This window comes from Myxococcus sp. AB036A (genome assembly GCF_006547355.1).
Lineage (GTDB): Bacteria > Myxococcota > Myxococcia > Myxococcales > Myxococcaceae > Myxococcus > Myxococcus virescens.
The window spans coordinates 41,969-61,778 of the sequence record NZ_VHLC01000049.1 but is presented as its reverse complement, the minus strand read 5'-3'; the positions used below and the strand labels follow the sequence as shown (position 1 = coordinate 61,778).

At 69.1% G+C, this 19,810-nt stretch carries 16 protein-coding genes; 4 read left to right on the top strand and 12 right to left on the bottom strand.

Annotated elements, in window-relative coordinates; genetic code table 11:
* Positions 1-126: 126 nt before the first annotated feature.
* From FL344_RS20705 to FL344_RS20685, 5 genes are all read right to left on the bottom strand, one after another.
* Positions 127-1,329 carry a PEGA domain-containing protein gene (locus tag FL344_RS20705; protein ID WP_194858313.1) on the bottom strand — a complete coding sequence of 401 codons (1,203 nt, stop codon included), beginning with the start codon at positions 1,327-1,329 and terminating at the stop codon, positions 127-129.
* Positions 1,330-1,391: 62 nt separating this feature from the next.
* A complete protein-coding gene (locus tag FL344_RS20700) occupies positions 1,392-2,858 on the bottom strand; it encodes a PEGA domain-containing protein (RefSeq protein ID WP_228565227.1) in 1,467 nt (488 codons plus the stop codon).
* A gap of 99 nt (positions 2,859-2,957) precedes the next feature.
* Positions 2,958-4,889, bottom strand: coding sequence for a type IIA DNA topoisomerase subunit B (locus FL344_RS20695; RefSeq protein WP_141589617.1), 1,932 nt, complete (start codon positions 4,887-4,889; stop codon positions 2,958-2,960).
* Between the two features lie 12 nt (positions 4,890-4,901).
* Positions 4,902-7,280 carry a DNA topoisomerase (ATP-hydrolyzing) subunit A gene (locus FL344_RS20690; RefSeq protein ID WP_194858312.1) on the bottom strand — a complete coding sequence of 793 codons (2,379 nt, stop codon included), beginning with the start codon at positions 7,278-7,280 and terminating at the stop codon, positions 4,902-4,904.
* Between the two features lie 317 nt (positions 7,281-7,597).
* Complete coding sequence (locus FL344_RS20685) at positions 7,598-8,263, bottom strand: hypothetical protein (protein WP_090489416.1); 666 nt, start codon at positions 8,261-8,263, stop codon at positions 7,598-7,600.
* 105 nt (positions 8,264-8,368) lie between these two features.
* Between FL344_RS20685 and FL344_RS20680 the strand changes: the two genes are divergently transcribed.
* Positions 8,369-9,025, top strand: a complete 657-nt coding sequence (locus FL344_RS20680) for an MBL fold metallo-hydrolase (RefSeq protein ID WP_090489414.1) — start codon at positions 8,369-8,371, stop codon at positions 9,023-9,025.
* A 162-nt stretch (positions 9,026-9,187) separates the two neighbouring features.
* A complete protein-coding gene (locus tag FL344_RS20675) occupies positions 9,188-10,468 on the top strand; it encodes a hypothetical protein (RefSeq protein WP_141619737.1) in 1,281 nt (426 codons plus the stop codon).
* A gap of 94 nt (positions 10,469-10,562) precedes the next feature.
* Here FL344_RS20675 and FL344_RS20670 read toward each other — a convergent pair whose 3' ends face one another.
* From FL344_RS20670 to FL344_RS20645, 5 genes are all read right to left on the bottom strand, one after another.
* A complete protein-coding gene (locus tag FL344_RS20670; RefSeq protein WP_194863184.1) occupies positions 10,563-10,784 on the bottom strand; it encodes a hypothetical protein in 222 nt (73 codons plus the stop codon).
* A 347-nt stretch (positions 10,785-11,131) separates the two neighbouring features.
* On the bottom strand, positions 11,132-12,064 hold the full coding sequence (locus FL344_RS20660; protein WP_141589612.1) for a VOC family protein: 933 nt from the start codon (positions 12,062-12,064) through the stop codon (positions 11,132-11,134).
* A gap of 250 nt (positions 12,065-12,314) precedes the next feature.
* On the bottom strand, positions 12,315-13,034 hold the full coding sequence (locus FL344_RS20655; protein ID WP_141619734.1) for a double-CXXCG motif protein: 720 nt from the start codon (positions 13,032-13,034) through the stop codon (positions 12,315-12,317).
* A 12-nt stretch (positions 13,035-13,046) separates the two neighbouring features.
* Positions 13,047-13,724: a TIGR02269 family lipoprotein gene (locus FL344_RS20650; protein ID WP_141619733.1), complete on the bottom strand. Its 678-nt coding sequence runs from the start codon at positions 13,722-13,724 to the stop codon at positions 13,047-13,049.
* Between the two features lie 36 nt (positions 13,725-13,760).
* Positions 13,761-14,498, bottom strand: coding sequence for a M50 family metallopeptidase (locus FL344_RS20645; RefSeq protein ID WP_141589609.1), 738 nt, complete (start codon positions 14,496-14,498; stop codon positions 13,761-13,763).
* Positions 14,499-14,634: 136 nt separating this feature from the next.
* Here FL344_RS20645 and FL344_RS20640 point away from each other — a divergent pair, with 136 nt between their 5' ends.
* Entirely contained in the window at positions 14,635-16,812 is a 2,178-nt protein-coding gene (locus FL344_RS20640) for a S46 family peptidase (RefSeq protein ID WP_141619732.1), read from the top strand.
* A complete protein-coding gene (locus tag FL344_RS20635) occupies positions 16,812-17,468 on the top strand; it encodes a hypothetical protein (RefSeq protein ID WP_090489400.1) in 657 nt (218 codons plus the stop codon). Before FL344_RS20640 ends, FL344_RS20635 begins: the two co-directional genes overlap by 1 nt.
* Positions 17,469-17,483: 15 nt before the next feature.
* Here FL344_RS20635 and FL344_RS20630 read toward each other — a convergent pair whose 3' ends face one another.
* A complete protein-coding gene (locus FL344_RS20630; RefSeq protein WP_011552571.1) occupies positions 17,484-17,987 on the bottom strand; it encodes an RNA polymerase sigma factor in 504 nt (167 codons plus the stop codon).
* A gap of 161 nt (positions 17,988-18,148) precedes the next feature.
* Complete coding sequence (locus FL344_RS20625; protein WP_141619731.1) at positions 18,149-19,789, bottom strand: sigma 54-interacting transcriptional regulator; 1,641 nt, start codon at positions 19,787-19,789, stop codon at positions 18,149-18,151.
* Between the last annotated feature and the right edge of the window lie 21 nt (positions 19,790-19,810).

Sequence of the window (19,810 nt, the reverse complement as noted above, 5' to 3'; positions counted from 1 at the left end):
GGGCAGGGCGGGCTGGCTGACGACACTCGTCTGGGCGAGCGCGAGGCTGGGAAGGAGCAGGAGGGCGAGCAGGCGCATACGCCCCGGGACTCTAGGCATCAGCCGTCCCGGGACAAGCGCTCAGCGCTACCAGTCCTCGGTTCCGGACACACTGTCGAGCGGGTCGTCGCCAGGCTTGCTCTTCTTGTCCTGCGCCTTGCCACGGCCGCCCCGGTCCTCCGACGACCAGTCTTCCATGCCCCCGCGGTTGTCCAGCGGGTCCCGGCTCTTGGTCACCTTCTCGCCGATGTTGTTCACCAGGTGGTTCACCACCCGCTCCATCTCCTGCTTCAACTGGCCGAACTCGTCGCCCTGGACGGCCATGCGCCGCCCCGCCAGCCGCTGACCGGTGCGCGCGTCGTAGTAGCCCAGCGTCAGGTCGGTGCCCTCGCCATTGGCGCGAAGGGTGCCCACCATGACCCGGTCCAGCCCCAGCGACTGCGCCATGGCCGCCACGCCAGACGCCTTCTCACCGGCGCGGTTCACCTCACCCGCCACCCGGTCCAACTGCGCGTCGAAGGCCTTGTATGCAGAAGTAGGCACCAGCTTGGCGGTGACCTCGGCGTCGTCGGTGGCCACCTCCATGAACTGCCCGTACTGCCGGAAGCCCGGGCGCTCCACGCGCAGCAGGTGCTTGCCAATGGGCAGCGCGGGCAGCGTCACCGGCGTGTAGCCCACGACTTCGCCGTCCACGTACACGCGAGCGCCCGAGGGCCGCGAGTTCACCGTGGCGGAGCCGCGCAGCTGGGACGTGCGGCTGGTGGCCACCTGCACGCGCAGGGCGAGGAACTCGCGCGAGAAGCGCTTGGGGGACAGCTCATGGGTGGGGGACAGCGCGATGAGGTCGATGAGCGCCAGCTTCGCCTCCTCCACCTCGCCGCGCAGGTGCAGCACGGCGGCGTACAGCGCCAGCGCGTCACACAGCGGCGAGCACCCGCGCATGGCGCCCGCGGCCCCCTGAAGCTCCTTCAGGGTGGCGCGCACCTTGCGCTCCGCCTCCTCGTATTCCTTCTTGTCGAAGGCGGAGAGGCTCTCCGAGTACCCCTTGCGCCCGCGCTCCAGGGAGGCCTTGGCCTCCGGGTCCTCCGGCATGCCGAACAGCTCTTCCGACTTGCGGACCGTCAGGCCGGCGAAGTTGGAGAGGGCGTCGTTCATGTAAGCCTCCATCTGCACGCTGGACGCCTCGGAGGCCGGGTCCATGGGCACCAGGAGGGTGCTGACGCGGCGCGCCTGGGGCGGGGCCGCGAGTGTCAGCGCGGGGAGGAGGAGGAGGGCGAGAGCGGATTTCATGGGGTGACCTTTGAAACAGGCGACGCGGGTGGCGGTCCGGGCATTCAACACGCGGCGCTGCCTCAGAACCCGACTCCACCAGAAACGGGGTTGAACGGGCGGCTCTTGTCCTGAGACGTCGCCACGTAGACGGCCCCGGCCGTCACCGCCGCCGCGCCGCCGACCACCGCCCAGAACCACGGGCGCTTGATGAGGGTGGAGAACGAATTGCTCTCCGCCACGCGGGGCGCCGCGACGCCGTTGACGAAGGCGCGCACCTGGTCCGCCGCCGCGTCCGGGCCGTTCTTCCTCGCGCCCGGCGCCAGGGCAATCTCCACGCCGCGCAGCCGCGCGTTGGAGCGCAGGTCCCACGCCTGGAGCTCGGCCTGGAGGTGGCCCTTGTCCCCGCGAGCCACCGCCACCAGCACCACGTAGCGGGCGTTGAGCCGCTCCCCAATGGCGCGTGCCTCGGGCGGCGGCGTGTCCCGTTCGAAGGCCTGTTCGGTGCTGGCGTGGACCGCCGCGTCACGCACGGCGGACAGGCCCGGGGTGGGCTCCAGCGTCGCCTTCACCTCGGTGCTCTTGGCGGACGCCACCTCTGTGTACTGAGAGAAGGCCGAGTAGCCGGGCAGGGACACCACCACCGGGTGCTGGCCCGCGGGCAACTCCACGCCCTTGAGCGGCGTGACGCCGAGCTCCTGGCCTCGCACGAGGACGCTGGCGCCCGCTGGCTTCGACTCCACCACCAGCGTGCCGGCCGGGCGCGCCTTCACGTCGGCGCGGGCCTGGTCAAAGGTCTTCATCACGTCCTGCCCGAAGAGGGCGGCGTCGGGGGACGTGGACGGCTCCGCCACCACCGCGCGCTTGAACGCGTCCAGGGCTCCGGTGGAGTCGCCGTTGAGCATCCGCGAGGCGCCCAGGAACAGGTAGGCCTTGGCCAGCCGCTCCGGGCTCAGCTCCGCCGGGTGCTTCGTATAGGCCTCCGCCGCCGCCAGGAACTTCGCCTCGGCGGACTCGGGGTCCAGGTTGTCGTAGTCGGTGCGGCCCTGCTCGAAGAGCGTGTCCGCGCGCGCCAGCGAGGCCGGCGGGGACGGCGGGAAGGCCGCGCCCAGGTCCACCAGCGCCACGCCGCTCGCCTTGAGCCGGCTCAGCAGCTCCTCCTCCAGCTTCACCGCGGCTTCCTCCACCGCGGACGTCCGAGGTACCGCGAAGAGCGCCACCGGCCCGGAGGCCGTCACCGCCGCGCTGGCCACCGCCGGCTCACCCGAGTCACCTGGCGCCGCCGCGGGCTTGGCCACGGCCGGAGCGTCCGGCGACACCAGCGGCGTGACGGCCGTCTCCGCGTCCTCGTTCGGAGAGACGAAAGCCCGGGGCTCGACGGATTCATCGCCATCCGTGTCGTCCGCCGGGGCCGCCTTGGTCGTCTTCACCGGCTGAGTGGTGGCGGGGGGCTTCTTGCTGGACTTCTTCTTCCGCGTGGACTGCCCATAGGCGGGAGAGGTGGCCAGCATGAACGCGAGGAGCAGGGAGGTTCGGCGGAACGTAGTCACGGCGCGGATGCTAGCCGAGCCAGGGCTCCGTCTCAAAAGCCCTGCTGCGCGCGGGCCCCTCCGGGTTGGGAGGGACCCGCGACGGTGATTCCGTCCTGACTAGACGTCCAGGTCCTGGACCTCGCTGGCGCGCTCCATGATGAACCTGAAGCGGGCGCTGACGTCCTTGCCCATCAAGTCGTTGATGAGCCGGTCCGTCTCCAGGGGCTTGTCGATGGTGACGCGCAGGCTCATGCGGTTCTTCGGGTCGAGCGTCGTCTGCTTGAGCTCGTCGGGCGTCATCTCGCCCAGTCCCTTGAAGCGCATGATGTTGGGCTTGGCGTTGCCCTTCGTCTTCTCCTTGATGATGCGGTCGCGGTCCGGCTCATCCAGCGCCCAGTACGTCTCCTTGCCGATGTCCACGCGGTACAGCGGCGGCTGGGCGATGTGGATGGCGCCGCTCTCAATCAGCGGGCGCAGGTGCCGGTAGAAGAAGGTGAGCAGCAGCGTGGCGATGTGGTGGCCGTCGCTGTCGGCGTCCATCAGCAGGAAGACGCGGCCGTAGCGCAGCTTGCTGATGTCGAAGTCGGAGCCGATGCCGCAGCCCAGCGCGGACACGATGTCCTGGAGCTCCTTGTTCGTCGTCACCTTGTCGGTGGACGCCTGCTCCGCGTTGAGCACCTTGCCGCGCAGCGGGAGGATGGCCTGGGTGCGCCTGTCCCGGCCCTGCTTGGCGGAGCCGCCTGCGGAGTCACCCTCCACGATGAACAGCTCGCTCAGGCCCGGGTCCGTGGACGAGCAGTCCGCCAGCTTGCCCGGCAGGTTGAGCCGGTGGCTCACCGCCGTCTTGCGGCTCACCGCCTGCGACGCGGCCCGGCTGGCCTCGCGCGCGCGGGCGGCCAGGACGATGCGGGCCACCACCGATTCGGCGATGGACTTGTTGTCGTTGAGCCACTTCTCCAGCGCCGGACGCAGCACGCCGTCCACCTGGCCGGACACCTCGGGGTTGTTGAGCCGCCCCTTCGTCTGGCCCTGGAACTGCGGCTCCACCACGTAGGTGGACAGGATGGCGGTGATGCCCTCGCGGATGTCCTCCGCGGTGAGCGTCACGCCCTTGGGCGCGATGCCGTGCGTCTCGATGTAGTTGCGCACCGCCTTCACCACCGCGCTGCGCAGGCCCGCCTCGTGCGTGCCGCCCAGCGGGGTGGGGATGCCGTTGACATACGAGCGGATGTGCTCGTCGGTGGCCTCCGTCCACGCCAGCGCCGCCTCCAGCCGCACGCCGTTGTCACGCGAGTGGTAGAAGGCCGCGCTGCCCGCGGGCACCAGCGGCTTGTTCCGCTCCGTCACCACCTTGGTGAGGTACTCCGCGATGCCGCCGTCGTGCTTGTACGTCACCGACGTGGCCGGGCTGGACGTCTCATCCTTCCAGACGACCGTCATGCCCTTGTGCAGGTAGCTCTTGGCCTCCAGCCGCTCGCGCACCAGCTCCGCGTCGAACTTCAGCTTCTCGCCGAAAATCTCCGGGTCCGGCTCAAAGGTGACGGAGGTGCCCGTGCCACGCGCTGCGCCCTCCACCTTCAGCGTGCTGGTGGCCTTGCCGCGCGCGAACGTCTGCACATGCTTCTTGCCGTGGAGCTTGATCTCCACGACGAGCTTGCGCGCCAGCGCGTTCACCACCGAGCTGCCCACGCCGTGCAGACCGCCGGAGTGGATGTAGTTGCCCTGCTCGAACTTGCCGCCCGCGTGAAGGGTCGTGAGGATGACCTCCACGGCCGGCTTCTTGTATTTGGGCATGATGTCAACGGGGATGCCACGCCCGTTGTCCACGATGGTGACGCTGCGGCCGTCCTTGTGGAGCGTCACTTCCACGGTGGTGGCGAAGCCGTTGATGACCTCGTCCACCGAGTTGTCGAGGATCTCCCACAGCAGGTGGTGATACCCCGTGCTGTCGGTGCCGCCGATGTACATGGCCGGGCGCTTGCGCACCGGCTCCAGGCCTTCCAGGACCTGGATGTCCGCGCCTGTGTAGGTTTCCTTCTTCGTCGCCATGGCGTCCTCTGCCTAGTCCTTCTTCTCGGGCAACGGGATGAAGGTGACGGGGCGTGCCACCTCCTTCACGGCGTCGCGCTTCGACATCTCATGGCCCTTGCCGCCGCGGCCCGTCACCTCGTACTTCGCCGGGGACAGGTGCAGCTTGCGGCCCTTCTGCGTTTCGAACTCCAGCTTCGCGTCCTTCTGCGCGGGCGACACGGCGAGGAAGTCCACCACGCGGTCGCCGCCGTCCACCTTGATGACGGTGACGCCCTTGCCCGGGCCGGCCAGCTCGTTGACCTCCGCCACCTTGCACACCAGGGCGCTGGTCTTCTCCGTCAGCACCGCCAGCAGGTCGCGGTCCGTCACCGGCTGCACGCCGATGATTTCGTCGCCTTCGCCCGTCTTCGCGTAGCGGCGGCCCGCGCGCGTGGAGACCTCCAGGTGCGGCTCCAGCAGGAAGCGCATGCCCATGCCCTGCTTCGTCACGCCCACCAGCTTCTGCGGGCGCGGCAGCCGCGCGTCCAGCGACAGGGCGGACACCACGCGCTCGCCGTCGTCGAACTTGAAGAACTTCTGCACCGGCTCGCCGTAGCCCGTGGAGGCGGGCACGTCGTTGAAGCGGGTGACGTACGCGGTGCCGAAGTTGCTGAACAGCACCAGGTTCGCCTTCAGGCTGCCAGCGAGCACCGCCATCACCGCGTCGCCTTCACGCAGGCGCGTGGTGGACGGGTCCTTCACCTCGCGCACGCGCTTGACCCAGCCGTCGCGGGTGATGACCACGTGCGCGTCCTCGTCCGCGATGAACGCCTCGGCGCTGAACTCCATCTCCTCGGAGCCCGCGCCGCCAATGCGCGTGCGACGCTTGTCGTTGTAGCGGGCCTTCATCTCGCCCAGCTCGTCCCGGACGGTGCCCCACACCTTCTTCTTGTCCTTGAGGATGCCCTGGATGCGCTTGATTTCGGCGCGCTTCTCCTTGAGCTCCTTCTCCACGACGAGAATCTCCAGGCGGGCCAGCTTGTAGAGCTTCATCTCCAGGATGGCGTCCACCTGGGCTTCATCCAGCTTGAAGCGGGCGATGAGCTTCCGGGCTGCGTCCTGCTTTCCTTCCGACGCGCGGATGATTTTGATCATCTCGTCGAGCGCGTCGTAGACCTTCTCGAAACCCTCCAGGATGTGGACGCGCCGCAGCAGCTCGCCCAGCTCGTGCTCGAAGCGCTTCGTCACCACGTCGAAGCGGAAGGTGAGGAAGTACCAGAGGATGTCCCTGAGGTTGAGCCGCTCGGGCGCGCTCAGCTCGGGCTTGTCCTTGATGGGCACCAGGCAGGTGAGGTTGACGCCGAAGTTCGTCTGCAGCGGCGTCTGCTTGTACAGGTACGCCATCACCAGCTCGGGGTTGGCGTCCTTCTTCAGCTCCAGGACGATGCGCACGTCCTTGGTGGATTCGTCGCGCACGTCGGTGATGAGCGGCAGCTTCCGCTCGCGCACCAGGTCGCCGAACTTGGCCACCAGCGTGGACTTGTTCACCGTGTAGGGGATGGAGGTGATGACGATCTGCTGGCCGCCTCGCTTGAGGTCCTCCAGCTTGTACTCACCGCGGATGCGGATGCTCCCCTGGCCCGACTCGTAGATGTCGCGCAGTTCCTTCTTGTCGTTGAGGATCTGCCCGCCGGTGGGGAAGTCCGGGCCCTTCACCCACTTGAGCAGGTCCTTCGTCAGGAGCTGCGGGTTCTCGATGAGCGCCACCAGCGCGTCCACCAGCTCGCCCAGGTGGTGCGGCGGGATGTTGGTGGCCATGCCCACGGCGATGCCCGTGGTGCCGTTCATCAGCAGCTGCGGCACCCGTGCGGGGATGACCACCGGCTCCTGCAGCGTGCCGTCGTAGGTCGGCCGGAAGGCCACCGTCTTCTTGCCCAGCTCCGTCAGGAGCTCGCTGGACAGCATCGCCAGACGGCACTCGGTGTAGCGCATGGCCGCCGCGCCGTCGCCGTCGAGCGAGCCGAAGTTGCCGTGGCCGTCCACCAGCGGGTAGCGCAACGAGAAGTCCTGCGCCATGCGCACCAGCGCCTCGTAGATGGAGGCGTCACCGTGCGGGTGGTACTGACCCATGACACTGCCAACCACCTTGGCGGACTTCTGGTACTTGGCTTCGTGCGTCAGCCGGTGGTCGTGGAACATGCCGAACAGGATGCGGCGCTGCACCGGCTTGAGGCCGTCACGCACGTCCGGCAGGGCGCGCGAGGTGATGACCGACAGGGCGTAGTTGATGTACCGGCGGCGCGCCTCGTCCGCGAGCGAAGCCGGCACGGACCCGTCGCCGTTGCCACCCGCGCCGCCGCCACTCCCGCTACCACCGCCTCCCCCGGCCCCCTGCTTCTTTCGCGATTTCGATTCGGCTTCTGCGAGCATGGTCGTCAATCCACAGGTGAGAACGCCCCGCACCCCGAACGCGGCGCGCGACCCGCGCACTCCTCACGTTGGGGGAACAGAGGTATGTAACAGGGCGCCGGGACTACCATGCCACCCTGACATTGGGAACGAATTCGGGGGGTTGCGCACTCTCCAACAGTGCCCACCTATACGTCTGTCCAGTCCTATTTGCCAGCAGAACCCCACTCCAACCCCGCGGAATTCCGAGGTCGGGGGCCTCCTGGCTGGGGCATGGGGCGGGACGGTGGGTGCGGGTAGGACAGGACGGCTCGTCCCCCTGGCGGCGGGCGGACGCCCTAGGGCGTCGCGTCGCGGGCCTTCCCCCACGAACCATCCTTGAAGATGCGCACGCCCTTGCCGCTCCCGCTGCCAATCATCCCAGGAATGGTGGCCTGGAGCGGCTTGGCGCCGGGCGGCTGGTAGACGACGCGGGCCTTGCGCGCGGAGGGAAGGGCGGCGCTGGTGGCGTCCACCAGCAGGTAGATGGTTTCTCCGTCCACGTGGAGGCGCTCGGGGTCCTGGCGGTGGTTGAACTCGGCCAGCAGCTCGCCGTCATCCACGGAGGAGGCCTCGCTGCCGAGCAGGCGGACCTTCACCCGCAGCCAGCTCACGGGCGGGGCGCCTTCCTGCTTCGCGTAGTCGCGCACGCCCTGGATGACGACGGCGACGTCGGCGCCGTTGCCGGGCGCGTTCTTCGTCGCCAGGCGCAGGCCCGTCTGCTTGCTGTTGTCGGTGTCGAGCAGCAGCGTGGCGTTGGCGCAGCGGCTCTTGCACTCGTCGCCCCATGGCACCTTGTCGAAGCGCAGGCGCATGGCGAAGTCACTGCCTTGGGGGCCAATGACGGCGTTGACGATGACGGGACGCTCCCCATCCGGAGGCGCGGTATAGCGGAAGGTGGCGCGCTCCTTGGCGGCGAAGGCGGTGCCGGCGAGCAGGGTGCAAAGGAGCAGTGGGCGCTTCACGTGGAGACCTCCCCAGGGGCAAAAAGGGCCTATTCAAGAGGGAAGGGGCCCACCGCATCAAGCCCCGGGCGTTAGAGTCAGGCTTCCCACGAGGAGGATTTCGCGATGCGTGAACCGTACGTGCGGCAGCTCAAGCTCGGGCCCATGGACAACTTCGTCTACCTGGTGGGCCCCCAGCACTCGGATGAAGTGGTGGTGGTGGACCCCGCGTGGGACGTGGAGGCCATCGAGCAGGCGGTGAAGCAGGACGGCAAGCGCGTGGTGGGCGCGTTCGTCTCGCACTGCCACTTCGACCACATCAACGGGCTGCCGGACCTGCTGTCGAAGTGGGACGTGCCGGTGTTCGCGCAGCGGGAAGAGGTCCAGTTCTCCCCGGAGCTGCGCGAGCTGGGTGACGCGCTGCGGCCCCTGGGGCCGGGGGATGACGTGCGCGTCGGGCCTGAGACGTTCCAGGCACTGCACACGCCCGGGCACACGCCGGGCTCGCATTGTCTGCTGGCCGGTGATGCGCTGGTGTCCGGGGACACCGTGTTCATCAACGGCTGCGGCCGGTGTGACATGAGCGGGGGCAACCCGGAGGCGATGTACCGCTCCCTGTCGCAGGTGCTGGCGAAGGTGCCCGATAGCGCGAAGCTGTTTCCGGGCCACGACTACGCGGACGTACCGGTGACCTCCATGGAGACGGTGCGGCGGAAGAATCCGTACTTCGCCTTCGACAACGTGGACGCCTTCGTCGCGTTCCGCATGCGGCCGCGCAAGTAGCGGCCTGCGCCGCGCTGCCGGTGTCTGGCTGCCAACGGGTTCTCACACCGAGGACACGTTTACCCTGAGTGCGTGCCTGTCTATTGAATCGCGCCCGGCAGGAGAGGGGGTTTCTCCTGCCGTGTTTCCTCGCAGTCCAGGCGTCGAGTCAGGAGCGTTCTCATGTTTCAGGAGCAGCTTTCTCCCCAGTCGCAGCAGATGTTCGGTGAGTCGCTGAAGGAGCGGGTCGTCGAAGCCGTTCGCGAGCAGATTGTCTCCGCGATTGAGGACCGGCTCGGCCGCGAGGTGCGTGAGCGAGTGGGGGAAGCCATCCGCCACGCGATGTTCGAGCGCGGCGGCGGGATGCCGCAGGGGTATGGGATGATGCCCCAGGGCTTCGGCATGCCGGAACCGGAGCGCATCGCGGACGCGCTTTGTTCCCGCCTGTCGGAGACGCTGCGCGAGCGCATCGCCTCCGTGGTGCACGAGCGCATCCGGGACGGCATCCGCGAGCGGCTGGCCGAGTGCGTGCGCGCGGCGCTGATTGAGCAGTGGCAGATGTCCTCCCACGGCTTCGGCGCCCCGGATGCCGAGCGGATGGCGGAGGCGGTGCGCACCCGGCTGCTGGAGTCCCTGCGCGAGCGCATCAACACCGCCGCGCATGACGGCGTGCGTGAGGCCCTGCGCGAGCGGCTGGCGGACACGCTGCGCTCGGTGATGTCGGAGCGCATGCCCGGCTTCAGCCCCCACGAGGCGGAGCGGCTGGCGGACGCCATCCGCGGGCGCCTGGCCGAGGCCCTCCACGAGGGGCTGGTGTACAGCCTGCGTGAGCGCGTGCGCGAGGCCCTGCGCGAGCGGCTGTCCGACGGGCTCCGCGGCGTCATGACGCGCCAGTGGGGCGGCATGGCTGCCGGCATGTTCGACCCCGAGCGCATCGCGATGACCCTGCAGGACCGGCTGTCCGAGGGCCTCCGTGAGCGCATCAACTCGGCGGTCCGTGAGCGCGTCCGCGAGGTGCTGCGGGAGCGCATGGGCGAGATGCTGCGCGGCGCCATGGCCCGTCACCGGGGCATGATGGGGCAGGGCGGGATGATGCCGCAGGGCATGATGATGGGGCAGGGGATGCAGGACGTGGAGCGCCTGGCGGACGCCATCCGCACGCGGCTGGCGGACTCCCTGCGTGAGCGGCTCGTGAGCAGCATGCGCTCGGAGTTGGAATCGGCGCTCCGCTCGCAGCTCCCCGAGGCCGTCCGGTCCGCGCTCGGTGAGGCGATGCGCGCCGGTCCGTCCATGATGCCGATGCAGCAGGGCGGTGGTTCCGTCGACCCCGAGCGCATCGCGAGCGCGGTGCGTGAGAGCGTGAGCGCCGACGTCCGCGAGCGCGTGGGCGAGATGGTCCGCGAGCGCGTGTCCGAGGTCGTTCGCAACGAGCTGTCCAACGGCGTGCACGCTCCGCAGGCGTGATGCGCCGCTTCCTCGGAGGCGCGGTGGTGAGGTCCGCCGCCCGCCTCCGGGGAGGCATTCTCCCCTCGTTGGGCGATGACGCTCAGCTGTGAGCTCAGCCCTCCCTGGGGTGGGCCTTGCGCCATCGCTTGTAGACGGCCTTGACCTCCTCGGGCGAGGCCGAGATGTACTGAGGCCACAGTGCCCATTTCCTGTGCGGGTAGCCGAGCAGGTTGTTCAGCGTGCTGTTGATGGCGTACTTCTGTTTCGCCAGGTCGTCGCACGCGGGCCAGGACGCCAGGATGGCGGCGACCTCCGCTCGGTCGAGTCCGAACACGGAGGGGAACGCCCTTTCGGAGAAGAACGGCCCCTCGACTGCGGCACGAAGACACTCCTCGATGATTTTCTCGTCGCGCGTCACGCCCCGCAGTCTATGCGCGCGGCGAGAGGATGGGCGCACTCAGGGCGACCAATACATCGGCCCTCCGTTCCAGGTGGTCGTGACTTCCATTTGAGGCGTCGCGTTCCAGGGTGACGGCGTGGTGAAGCCGAGTCCGACGCCCGCGGGCTGGTCCGTGCATCCGGACGTCAGGAGGGCTCCGGCCATCAGGACGGTCCAGGACAGCGAGCGGGGGGATGCGTGTCGACGCAGCTGCATGTGGGGTTCTCCTCGAGGGTGGCGCATCACGGCGCCGTTGCGGACTTGGACGTTTCGAAGGGGTAGCGCTGGAGCGCGAGCACCGCGCCGCTCGGGTCGGCGATGAGCGCGAGCGAGCCACCCCGTGCGTCCGGGCGCGGGGCCATCAACACGCGGCCGCCCAGGGCCTGGGCCCGTGACGCGAGCGCCGCGGGGTCCTTTACGCGGACATAGGTGAGCCAGTTGGGGCGCGCGCCTTTCACCGGGTTGGCTAGCACGCCGCCTCGGGGATGCTGCCCCTGGGCGAGGACGTAGTGCGGCCCGCCGCCGAGTGGGCGTTCGCGGACCTCGTAGCCCAGGAGTTCCTTGTAGAAGTCCGCCGCGGCGACGGGGTCCTGGGCCAGGTACTCCATCCACAAGAACTGGCCCTCATCCGGCACGCCCGTGTCGGCCGGGTCTCCGGGCCGGGAGCGCACGAATCCCACCGCCGCGCCCTGCGGGTCGGCGACCACCGCGGCCCGGCCGATGTTCCGCACGTCGATGGGGCCGTCGAGCGCCTTGCCGCCGCGCGCGCTTACTTCGGTGACGGCGCGGTCCACGTCGGGCACGGAGAGGTAGCCGAGCCACAGCGCGCCTTCGCGTTTCTCTGCGGCGTTCGCCGGATGGACGATGCCCCCAATCCAGCGCCCCTGGGCGCGGATGAGGGAGTAGGGGCGGAGGCCGCCTCGGATGTCCACGAACTCCCATCCGAACAGGTCGCGATAAAAGCGTTTCGCGGCGGCGGGATTGTCGGTGACTAGGTCGTGCCAGACGAACTTGCCGTAGAGCGGTGTGGGCGACAGGGTGATGCCCTCGCGGGCCGCGCTGTCAGGCGTGGACGCGCACCCGGCCTGGGTGGCGACCGTTCCGCCCACGGCGCACACGCTGGTCAGCAGGAGCCCGCCGCGAAGCCACGCGCGCCACGTGCCAGGAAGTTTCATCGTCTCTCCACGTGCCGCGTCCGGAGCCGCTCGCGGGCTGGATGGCCGGCGGGCTCGGAGGTCGACGGGACAGGACGGGCCGGAGTCCTCGATATGAGGCGGCAGCCTTCACGCGACAACCCACGGGGGGCGCCCGCGCGACCGTGGGAGGGGCCGCTGTGCCCGGCGCGACGCCGTCCGGCCCCCGCGCGCTACACCCGCAGCGCCTGCGCCGTGATGGAGGGGCGCTGAACGGCGGCGGACTCCAGCGTCATCCGCGTGTGGGAATCTCGCGAAAGGCCATTCCTTCCAGACCGAGCTGGCGCACTGTCTCCATGAACCGTTCGGTGCAAACGATGACGGTGGCGTAGTCCCCTACGCGGAAGACATCGCGGTCGATGGGCAGGGATGCTGCGTCGAGAAGGGGCGCGTCCGGTAACCGAAGCGCGACCCGGCCGCAGGCGTCGCATGGCGGAGCGAGGTCGGAGGGAAGGCAGTCCGCATGGAGTCGGCCGCGCGGTTCGATTTGGAGTTCCAGCAACTCCGGCGGCTCCTTCTGGCGAAACCTCAATTCCGTCTTGCAGCCGAGCAGCCCCCTGACGCCTTCGGCTTGAAGCCGCTCGAGGGCATCCCGCCGCACGACCCACAGAATGTCCCCCTGTGACGTCAGCGGGCCGAATCGCCCAGAGGCCGTGCCTTCAAGAGGCCCCAGATGCGTGCCTGGCGGAAGTGGCACGCCAGGAGGCACCCAGGGGCGAACCAGCTCTCGCAGTTGCGCGAGTTCCGAAACGGGAACAGGCCAGGGGCGCACGAAGCGTGACTGCTCGGGCACGTGAGACAGGTCCACCCCTGGGTACTGGTGCCCGGCCCCACCCCACGTGACTCCACAGGCATCGCACTTCACGCCGGGCAGGCGCCATTTGTGTGTGGCGTCGAAGCTGCCGTTGAAGGACGGAGTCCGCTCCTCGCGTATCCAGAAGAACCGCATCATGCACTCAATCTCTCAAGTACCTGGCTTGGAATGGTAGGCGCGAATGGGCCCGCCCATGAGCTGGAAGCGGTAGATGAGTTCGCCCGCGTGCTTGAAGATCTCCTCGGGGCTTGCGTTCTCGTTGCGGAGTCTGAACTCGCGCCAGGCTCGGTTCCATGCCCCGCCACTCTCTCCCCCTTTGTGAATCCGCTGATGAAGGTCCCGAGGAATCGGAAGTGTGTAGTCGTGAATTCTGAGCCCTCTATCCCTGAACCACTCCGCCAGGTCTCTGGCCTGGGGGAAGATGTGGTGCTTCTCCCACCGCCCGGCTGTGAGCCAATGTGAAGGTGGCACCACCCAGCCGGCAGCGCCGTTCCAGTTGGGGAACACCATGACGGCGCCCAGTGGAAGGTTCTGGCCTCCTCCCCAATTCCTTCGGGGACCGCGCCCAGGCGCCGCAGCCGCCGCGGGAGGACGCGCAGGCGGGAATCGCGCCAGTTCCACAGCTCCAGGCACGTCTTCGCAGCGATAGAGTCCGCACGCGTCGCCATGACACAGCAGTGAGCCGCAATGGGCATCATCAGCGGTGGTGCACATCTCCTCCGCGGACTCCCAGGCCTCGGGCGCGGGCATCCTCGCGGCGTTGGAGGAGCACCCCAGAAAAGACAGCGCGAGCACCGAGAATGCAGAGACCAGAAATGTCCGCATCATCGGAGAAGTCTATCGCGTGATGGATAGCCGGCTGCGCTACACCCGCCGCGCCCGCGCCGTGATGGAAGGCATCTGGAGCCCCTTGGGCCTGGCGTGCAGGGACGTGTACGCCGCCACCGCCAGCAGTCCGATGGCGAGCAGCGACCACAGCGCCGCCCACACCACCGCGGGCACGTAGGTGAGGTCCGCCAGGAGCGCCGCGTCACTCTGCGAGCGCACCGCGCTGTTCCACAAGTCCGAGCGCAAGTCGAACAGCGCATACAGCGCCGTGAAGGCCGCGATGAACAGGTTCAGCGCGTCCACCACCCCATCCGGCAGGAACTTCGCGCCCAGGGCCAGCACCACGGCCGTGCCCAGGCAGAAGAGCAAGGTGAAGCCGTCCCCCGCGTACACCAGGCCCATGACGGTGAGCCACACGCTGGCGGTGCCCAGCACCCAGCGGCGGAGCCGGAAGCGGAAGGTGGCCAGCATCAGCCCCGCGCCCGCTACCGCGCTGCCCAGGTACCCCCCGGAGTAGACGGCCACCTTGGCGAACAGCCCGGGGGGCAGGCGGGACAGGCAGGAGCCCGACTCGTTGGCCGCCAAGTGGATGCGGTCCACGGAGCCGCCCACCAGCAGCGTCGCCAGGGCGTGCCCGCTCTCGTGCATCATCACCACCAGCACCTTCATGGGCCACAGGGCGGGTGAATCCCAGAAATACCAGCCCACCCCCAGCATGAGGGCGAGCAGGGCCAACCGGCCGAAATCGAGCTGTGCACCGCTGGCGGTCCGCATCGGTCGCTCCCCTCCTGGGACACCCCAACACTTAATCCGGGTTCGTCTTCCACGAAAAAGCCCGGCCTCCTGGCCGCGAAGCGTCACGGCGAAGGGATTCGCTTGCGGGCGCCGGACGGAGTAGGGAGGGGACACCATGAAGAAGACGCTCCTCCTTCTGTCGCTCGTGGCTGCCCCCGCTCTGGCCGGGGAAGGCAAGTGGACTCCTCAGCAGGTCCTGGAGCTGGACCCGGCGTGGCTACGCGCCCAGGGCCTCCAGGTCTCCCCCAAGAAGCTCTGGGACCCGAAGCGTGGCACCGGCCTGCTCGCGGGCGCGGTCAACGTCGGCGGGTGCTCGGGCGCGTTCATCGCCGCCTCGGGTCTGGTCATCACCAACCACCACTGTGCCTTCGGCGTCATCCAGGAGCACAGCACGCCGCAGCGTGACCTCATCACGCAGGGCTTCCTCGCCTCCAAGCGCGAGGACGAACTGCCCGGCAAGGGCTCGCGCGTCCAGGTCCCGCGCAGCTTCACCGACGTGACGAAGACGGTGCTCGCCGCGGTGCCCGCGGACGCGGACGACATCACGCGCTACAAGGCCATCGAGCGGAAGCAGAAGGAGCTGGTCGCCGAGTGCGAGAAGCGCCCCGCCACCCGCTGCCAGGTCGCCACCTTCGATGGCGGCGTCAACTACACGCTGGTGGACGCGGTGGAGCTCACCGACGTGCGGCTCGTCTACGCGCCGCCGCGCGCGGTGGGTGAGTACGGCGGCGAGGAGGACAACTGGATGTGGCCGCGCCACACCGGTGACTTCGCCATCCTCCGCGCGTACACCGCGCCGGACGGCACCTCCGCGCCGTACAGCGACAAGAACGTCCCCTACAAGGCGGAGTTCTTCTTCCCGCTGGCCACCCAGGGCGTGAAGCCCAATGACTTCGTCATGGTGCTGGGCTACCCGGGCATGACGTACCGCGCGCTGCTCGCGGAGGAGATGGCCGAGCGCCAGTCCCGCCTCTACCCGCGCATGCGCGACGTGTTCGGCGAGGCCATCCGCATTCTCGAAGCGGAAGGGGAGAAGGACCCCGCGGGCAAGATTGCCACCGCCTCGCAACTCAAGGGCCTGCACAACGTCTACAAGAACTCGGGCGGTCAGCTCGCCGGCCTGAAGCGCGGCCACATCGTGGAGAAGCAGCGCGAGGCGGAAGCCGCCGTCGCGGTGTGGGCCAAGAAGGCCGGCTCGAAGTGGCAGCCGGCGCTGGACGCGCGGGCCGCGCTGCTCGTCGAGCAGTCCGCCATCGCGAAGTCCTTTGAGCGTGAGTTCCTCCTGGCCGCGTCGTCGCGTCTGGCGCGGGGCCCGGCCTTGGCGGTGGTGGTGTCGCGGCTGGCCGCGGAGCGCGCGAAGCCGGACCTGGAGCGCCGCCCGGAGTACATGGAGCGCGAGCACGTCCGCATCAAGGACCGGCTGGAGCGCGAGCAGAAGAACCTGTTCCTCCCCGCCGAGCGTCAGCTGCTGCTGGCCTTCGTGCGCCGCGCGCAGGCGCTGGGCGCCGGTGAGCGCATCGCCGCGGTGGACAAGCACTTCGGCAAGACGTTCTCGGAGAAGGACGTCCTGGCGAAGATTGACGCCATGTACGCGGGCACCAAGGTGCTGACGCTGGACGAGCGCATGAAGATGGCCACCGAGTCGGTGGGCCAGCTCGAGGCGCGCAAGGACCCGTTGCTCGCGTTCGGCCTGGACCTGGCGAAGGAGCAGGCCGCGCTCGACGAGGTGAAGGACAAGCGCCAGGGCGCCGCGCTGCGGCTGCGGCCGGAGTGGCGCAAGGCGGTGCTGGCCCACGCGGGCAAGCCGGTGGCCCCCGACGCCAACAGCACGCTGCGCGTCAGCTTCGCCAAGGTGCAGGGCTACGCGCCGCGGGACGGCGCCATCTACACGCCGCAGACGACGCTGTCGGGCATGCTGGCCAAGCACACCGGCGAGGAGCCCTTCGACGTCCCGGAGAAGGTCGCCAAGGTCGCCGAGGCGAAGCGCTTTGGCGCGTGGCAGGACAAGAAGCTGAAGGACATCCCGGTGAACTTCCTGTCGGACGCGGACACCACCGGCGGAAACTCCGGCAGCCCCACCGTCAACGGCAAGGGCCAGCTCGTGGGCGTCAACTTCGACCGCGTCTGGGAGAACGTGGCCAACGACTTCGGCTACAACCCGGACGTGGCTCGCAACGTCAACGTGGACGTGCGCTACATCCTCTGGATGCTGGACCAGGTGGAGGACGCGGACGCGCTGCTGCGCGAGCTGGGCGTGCGCAAGGGCCCGCCGGTGGCGGGGGAGACGCGCTGATGTCGGACGCGGGGGACGGCTCGCTTCCTTTTCCGGTCTTCAAGCCGGAAGAGCGCGTGTGTGGCAATTGCAAGCTGTTCAGCCCGCAGTCGGTGGATGAGCGCCGGGGCTGGGTGGGCGCGTGCCGGCTGCACTCGTGGCGGGGCAACTTTCCCCCGTCCGCGCCCATTTGCGACAAGTACACGCCTCGGGGAAGTGCGGCCCCCTCGGCGGTTGCACCCGCGCGCGAGCGGACCGCGCGCAGCGTGGCGCCGGTGGTGGTGCGGCGTCGCGCGGACCCCAACGCCGTGGTGGACCTGGAAGGGTTGAGCATGACGCGTGAAGAGCTGATGGACATCTTCCGGGAGGCGTCCGGCTTGCTGGACGCGCCGCCCCTGGCCAACAAGTGGGAGGGCGGCACGATGCGGCTGGTGCCCGCCAACACCGAGCTGCAGCCCAAGGACCTGCCCATCGACAGCCTGTTCCACAAGGTCGTCATGGTGCGCGACAGGCTCCGGGTGCTGGAGCAGAAGCTCAACGCGCACCCGAAGCTGTCGGACGCGGAGAAGGTGGAGATGCAGAGCTACATCACTCGCGTCTACGGCTCGCTCACCAGCTTCAACGTCCTCTTCAAGGAGAAGGCGGACCAGTTCGTCGGCTCGAAGAGCGAGGACTGAGGCCGTCCCGGGCCCTCAGGGCTGCTGGCCGCGCTCTTCCATCAGGGAGAGCGTGCGCTGGCGGGCGCGGTGGAGCGTGCTCTTCACCGTGCCTTCGGGGATGCGCAGCAGCCGGGCGATTTCCGGGTAGCTCAGGCCGCGCACCTCGCGCAGGTAGAGCACCTGGCGCTGCTGCTCGTTGATGTCCTCCATCGCCTCGCCGAAGTGGCGCTCCATCTCCGCGCCCACGGCGAGGGCTTCGGGGGACAGGGGCTCCTGGACGTCGTGGCTCAGCCTGTCTCGGCGCTTGCGCGCCCGCAGCCAGTTGATGCTGCTGTTCACCATGACTCGGTGCAGCCAGGTGCTCCACGCCGCGCGGCCACCGTAGCCGGGGGCGCGGCGGGCGAGCCGGGCGAAGACGTCCTGCACCACGTCTTCAGCGTCGGCGGTATCACCGACGATGCGTCGGGCAATGGCCAACGCGCGAGGGCGGTGCTCGGTATACAACTCGGACAGCGGCGGAAGCGCGCATGCGTGCATGACGGGTGCTCTCCTGACACGCCGGGGTGGACGTACAGGACATGGAACGAATGAGCCGCCAGAAGGGTCTATCGCCCTTCAGGGCCATGCACCGTGGGCCACATTTTCCCGGGGCGGGGGCGTCCATCCGCTGACACCCCCACCTCCCTGGAAGGCGTCCTCTACTCCTGCTCGTCCTGCTTCGTGAGGCCCCAGTCCTTCAGCCGCTTGAAGAGGGTGGAGCGGGCCACGCCCAGCTCGCGGGCCACGCGCTCGCGGTTGTTGTTGTACCGCCGCAGCGCCGCCTCGACGATTTGACGCTCCAGCTTCTCCAGCATCTGCTCCAGCGTCATCCCCGGCGGCAGCTCCGGCACGGCGATGCCCGTCTCGCGGTTCAGCTCCTGGTCGAAGGAGATGTCCCCCGCGTCGATGAGGGGCCCCTTGCGCAGCAGCAGCGCGCGGTGCACCACGTTGCGCAGCTCGCGGATGTTGCCGGGCCACGCGTGGTGCTGGAGCCGCTCCAGGGCCGAGGGCGTGAAGCGCACGGACTGACCACGCGGGGCGTAGGTGCGTACGAAGTGCTCGGCCAGCGAGCCCAGGTCCGCCTTGCGGCTGCGCAGCGGCGGCAGGTGCAGGGGGATGACACAGAGCCGGTAGTACAGGTCCTCGCGGAAGCGGCCCTCGCGCGCCGCCGCCAGCAAGTCCCTGTTGGTGGCCGCCACCACGCGCACGTCCACCGTCTGCGGGCGGCTGGCGCCCACGCGCTTGATTTCGCCGCCTTCCAGCGCGCGCAGCAGCTTGGCCTGCAAGTCGAGCGGCAGCTCGCCAATCTCGTCCAGGAAGAGGGTGCCTCCGTCGGCCTCCTCGAAGGCGCCCTTGCGCGCGCCCATGGCGCCGGTGAAGGAACCCTTCTCATGGCCGAAGAGCTCGCTCTCGATGAGCTCCTTGGAGATGGCCGCGCAGTTGACGGGCACCAGCGGCCGGTTCGCCCGCTGCGAGCAGGCGTGGATGGCGCGGGCCACCAGCTCCTTGCCGGTGCCGGACTCACCCAGAATCGTCACCGCCGCGGAGGACGGGGCCACCCGCTCAATCAACTCCGAGAGCTGCCGTACCGACGGGTCGCTGCCGATGATGCCGTGGAAGGACGTGGGCTCCTTGCGCGTGGTGGGCGCGGCGGGCTCCAGCACCAGCTCCGTCTCACCCACGCGCAGCACGGTGGGCAGCGGGACTTCCGCCTCGAAGACGCGCACCGGACCCATCCACGTCCCGTTGGTGGAGCGCAGGTCCACGACGTGGAAGGTGTTGTCGCGCCGGGTCACCTTCAGGTGCCGGCTGGAGGCAAAGCGGTCCTGGAGCACCAGGTCGCAGCCAGCGTCCTTGCCCGCGGTGAAGCCTTCACCCGTGAAGCGGTGCACGGACTCGTTGAGGCCCTGCTTCACCCGCACCTGCGCGGGCTGCCAGCGCGGGGCCTGCGTGTCGCGGGACTGGACGGACGTCGTGTGGCCCACCTCGGTGGTGACGTCGGCGCCTTCGCTGCCGCCGCTGATGCGGAACACCGCGCGCCATTGGCCCAGCGCCAGGTCCGCGCCGTCTGGCAGCTCGCCGTGGGTGATGGACTGGCCGGCGACGGTGGTGCCCTTGCCGGACAAATCCTCCACCCGGCAGCGCTCGCCGTCCCACAGCAGGGCGACCTGGAGGCGGCTCACCTCGGGGTCCGGGATGGCGACGTCGCTCTGCTCGCCGCGCCCGAGCACCAGCCGTGCCCGGTCCACCCCCACCCGCAACACCTCCTCGCCACGACGAAAGAACACCAGCTCCGGCATCCCAGCCCTCTCAGCAGTCCA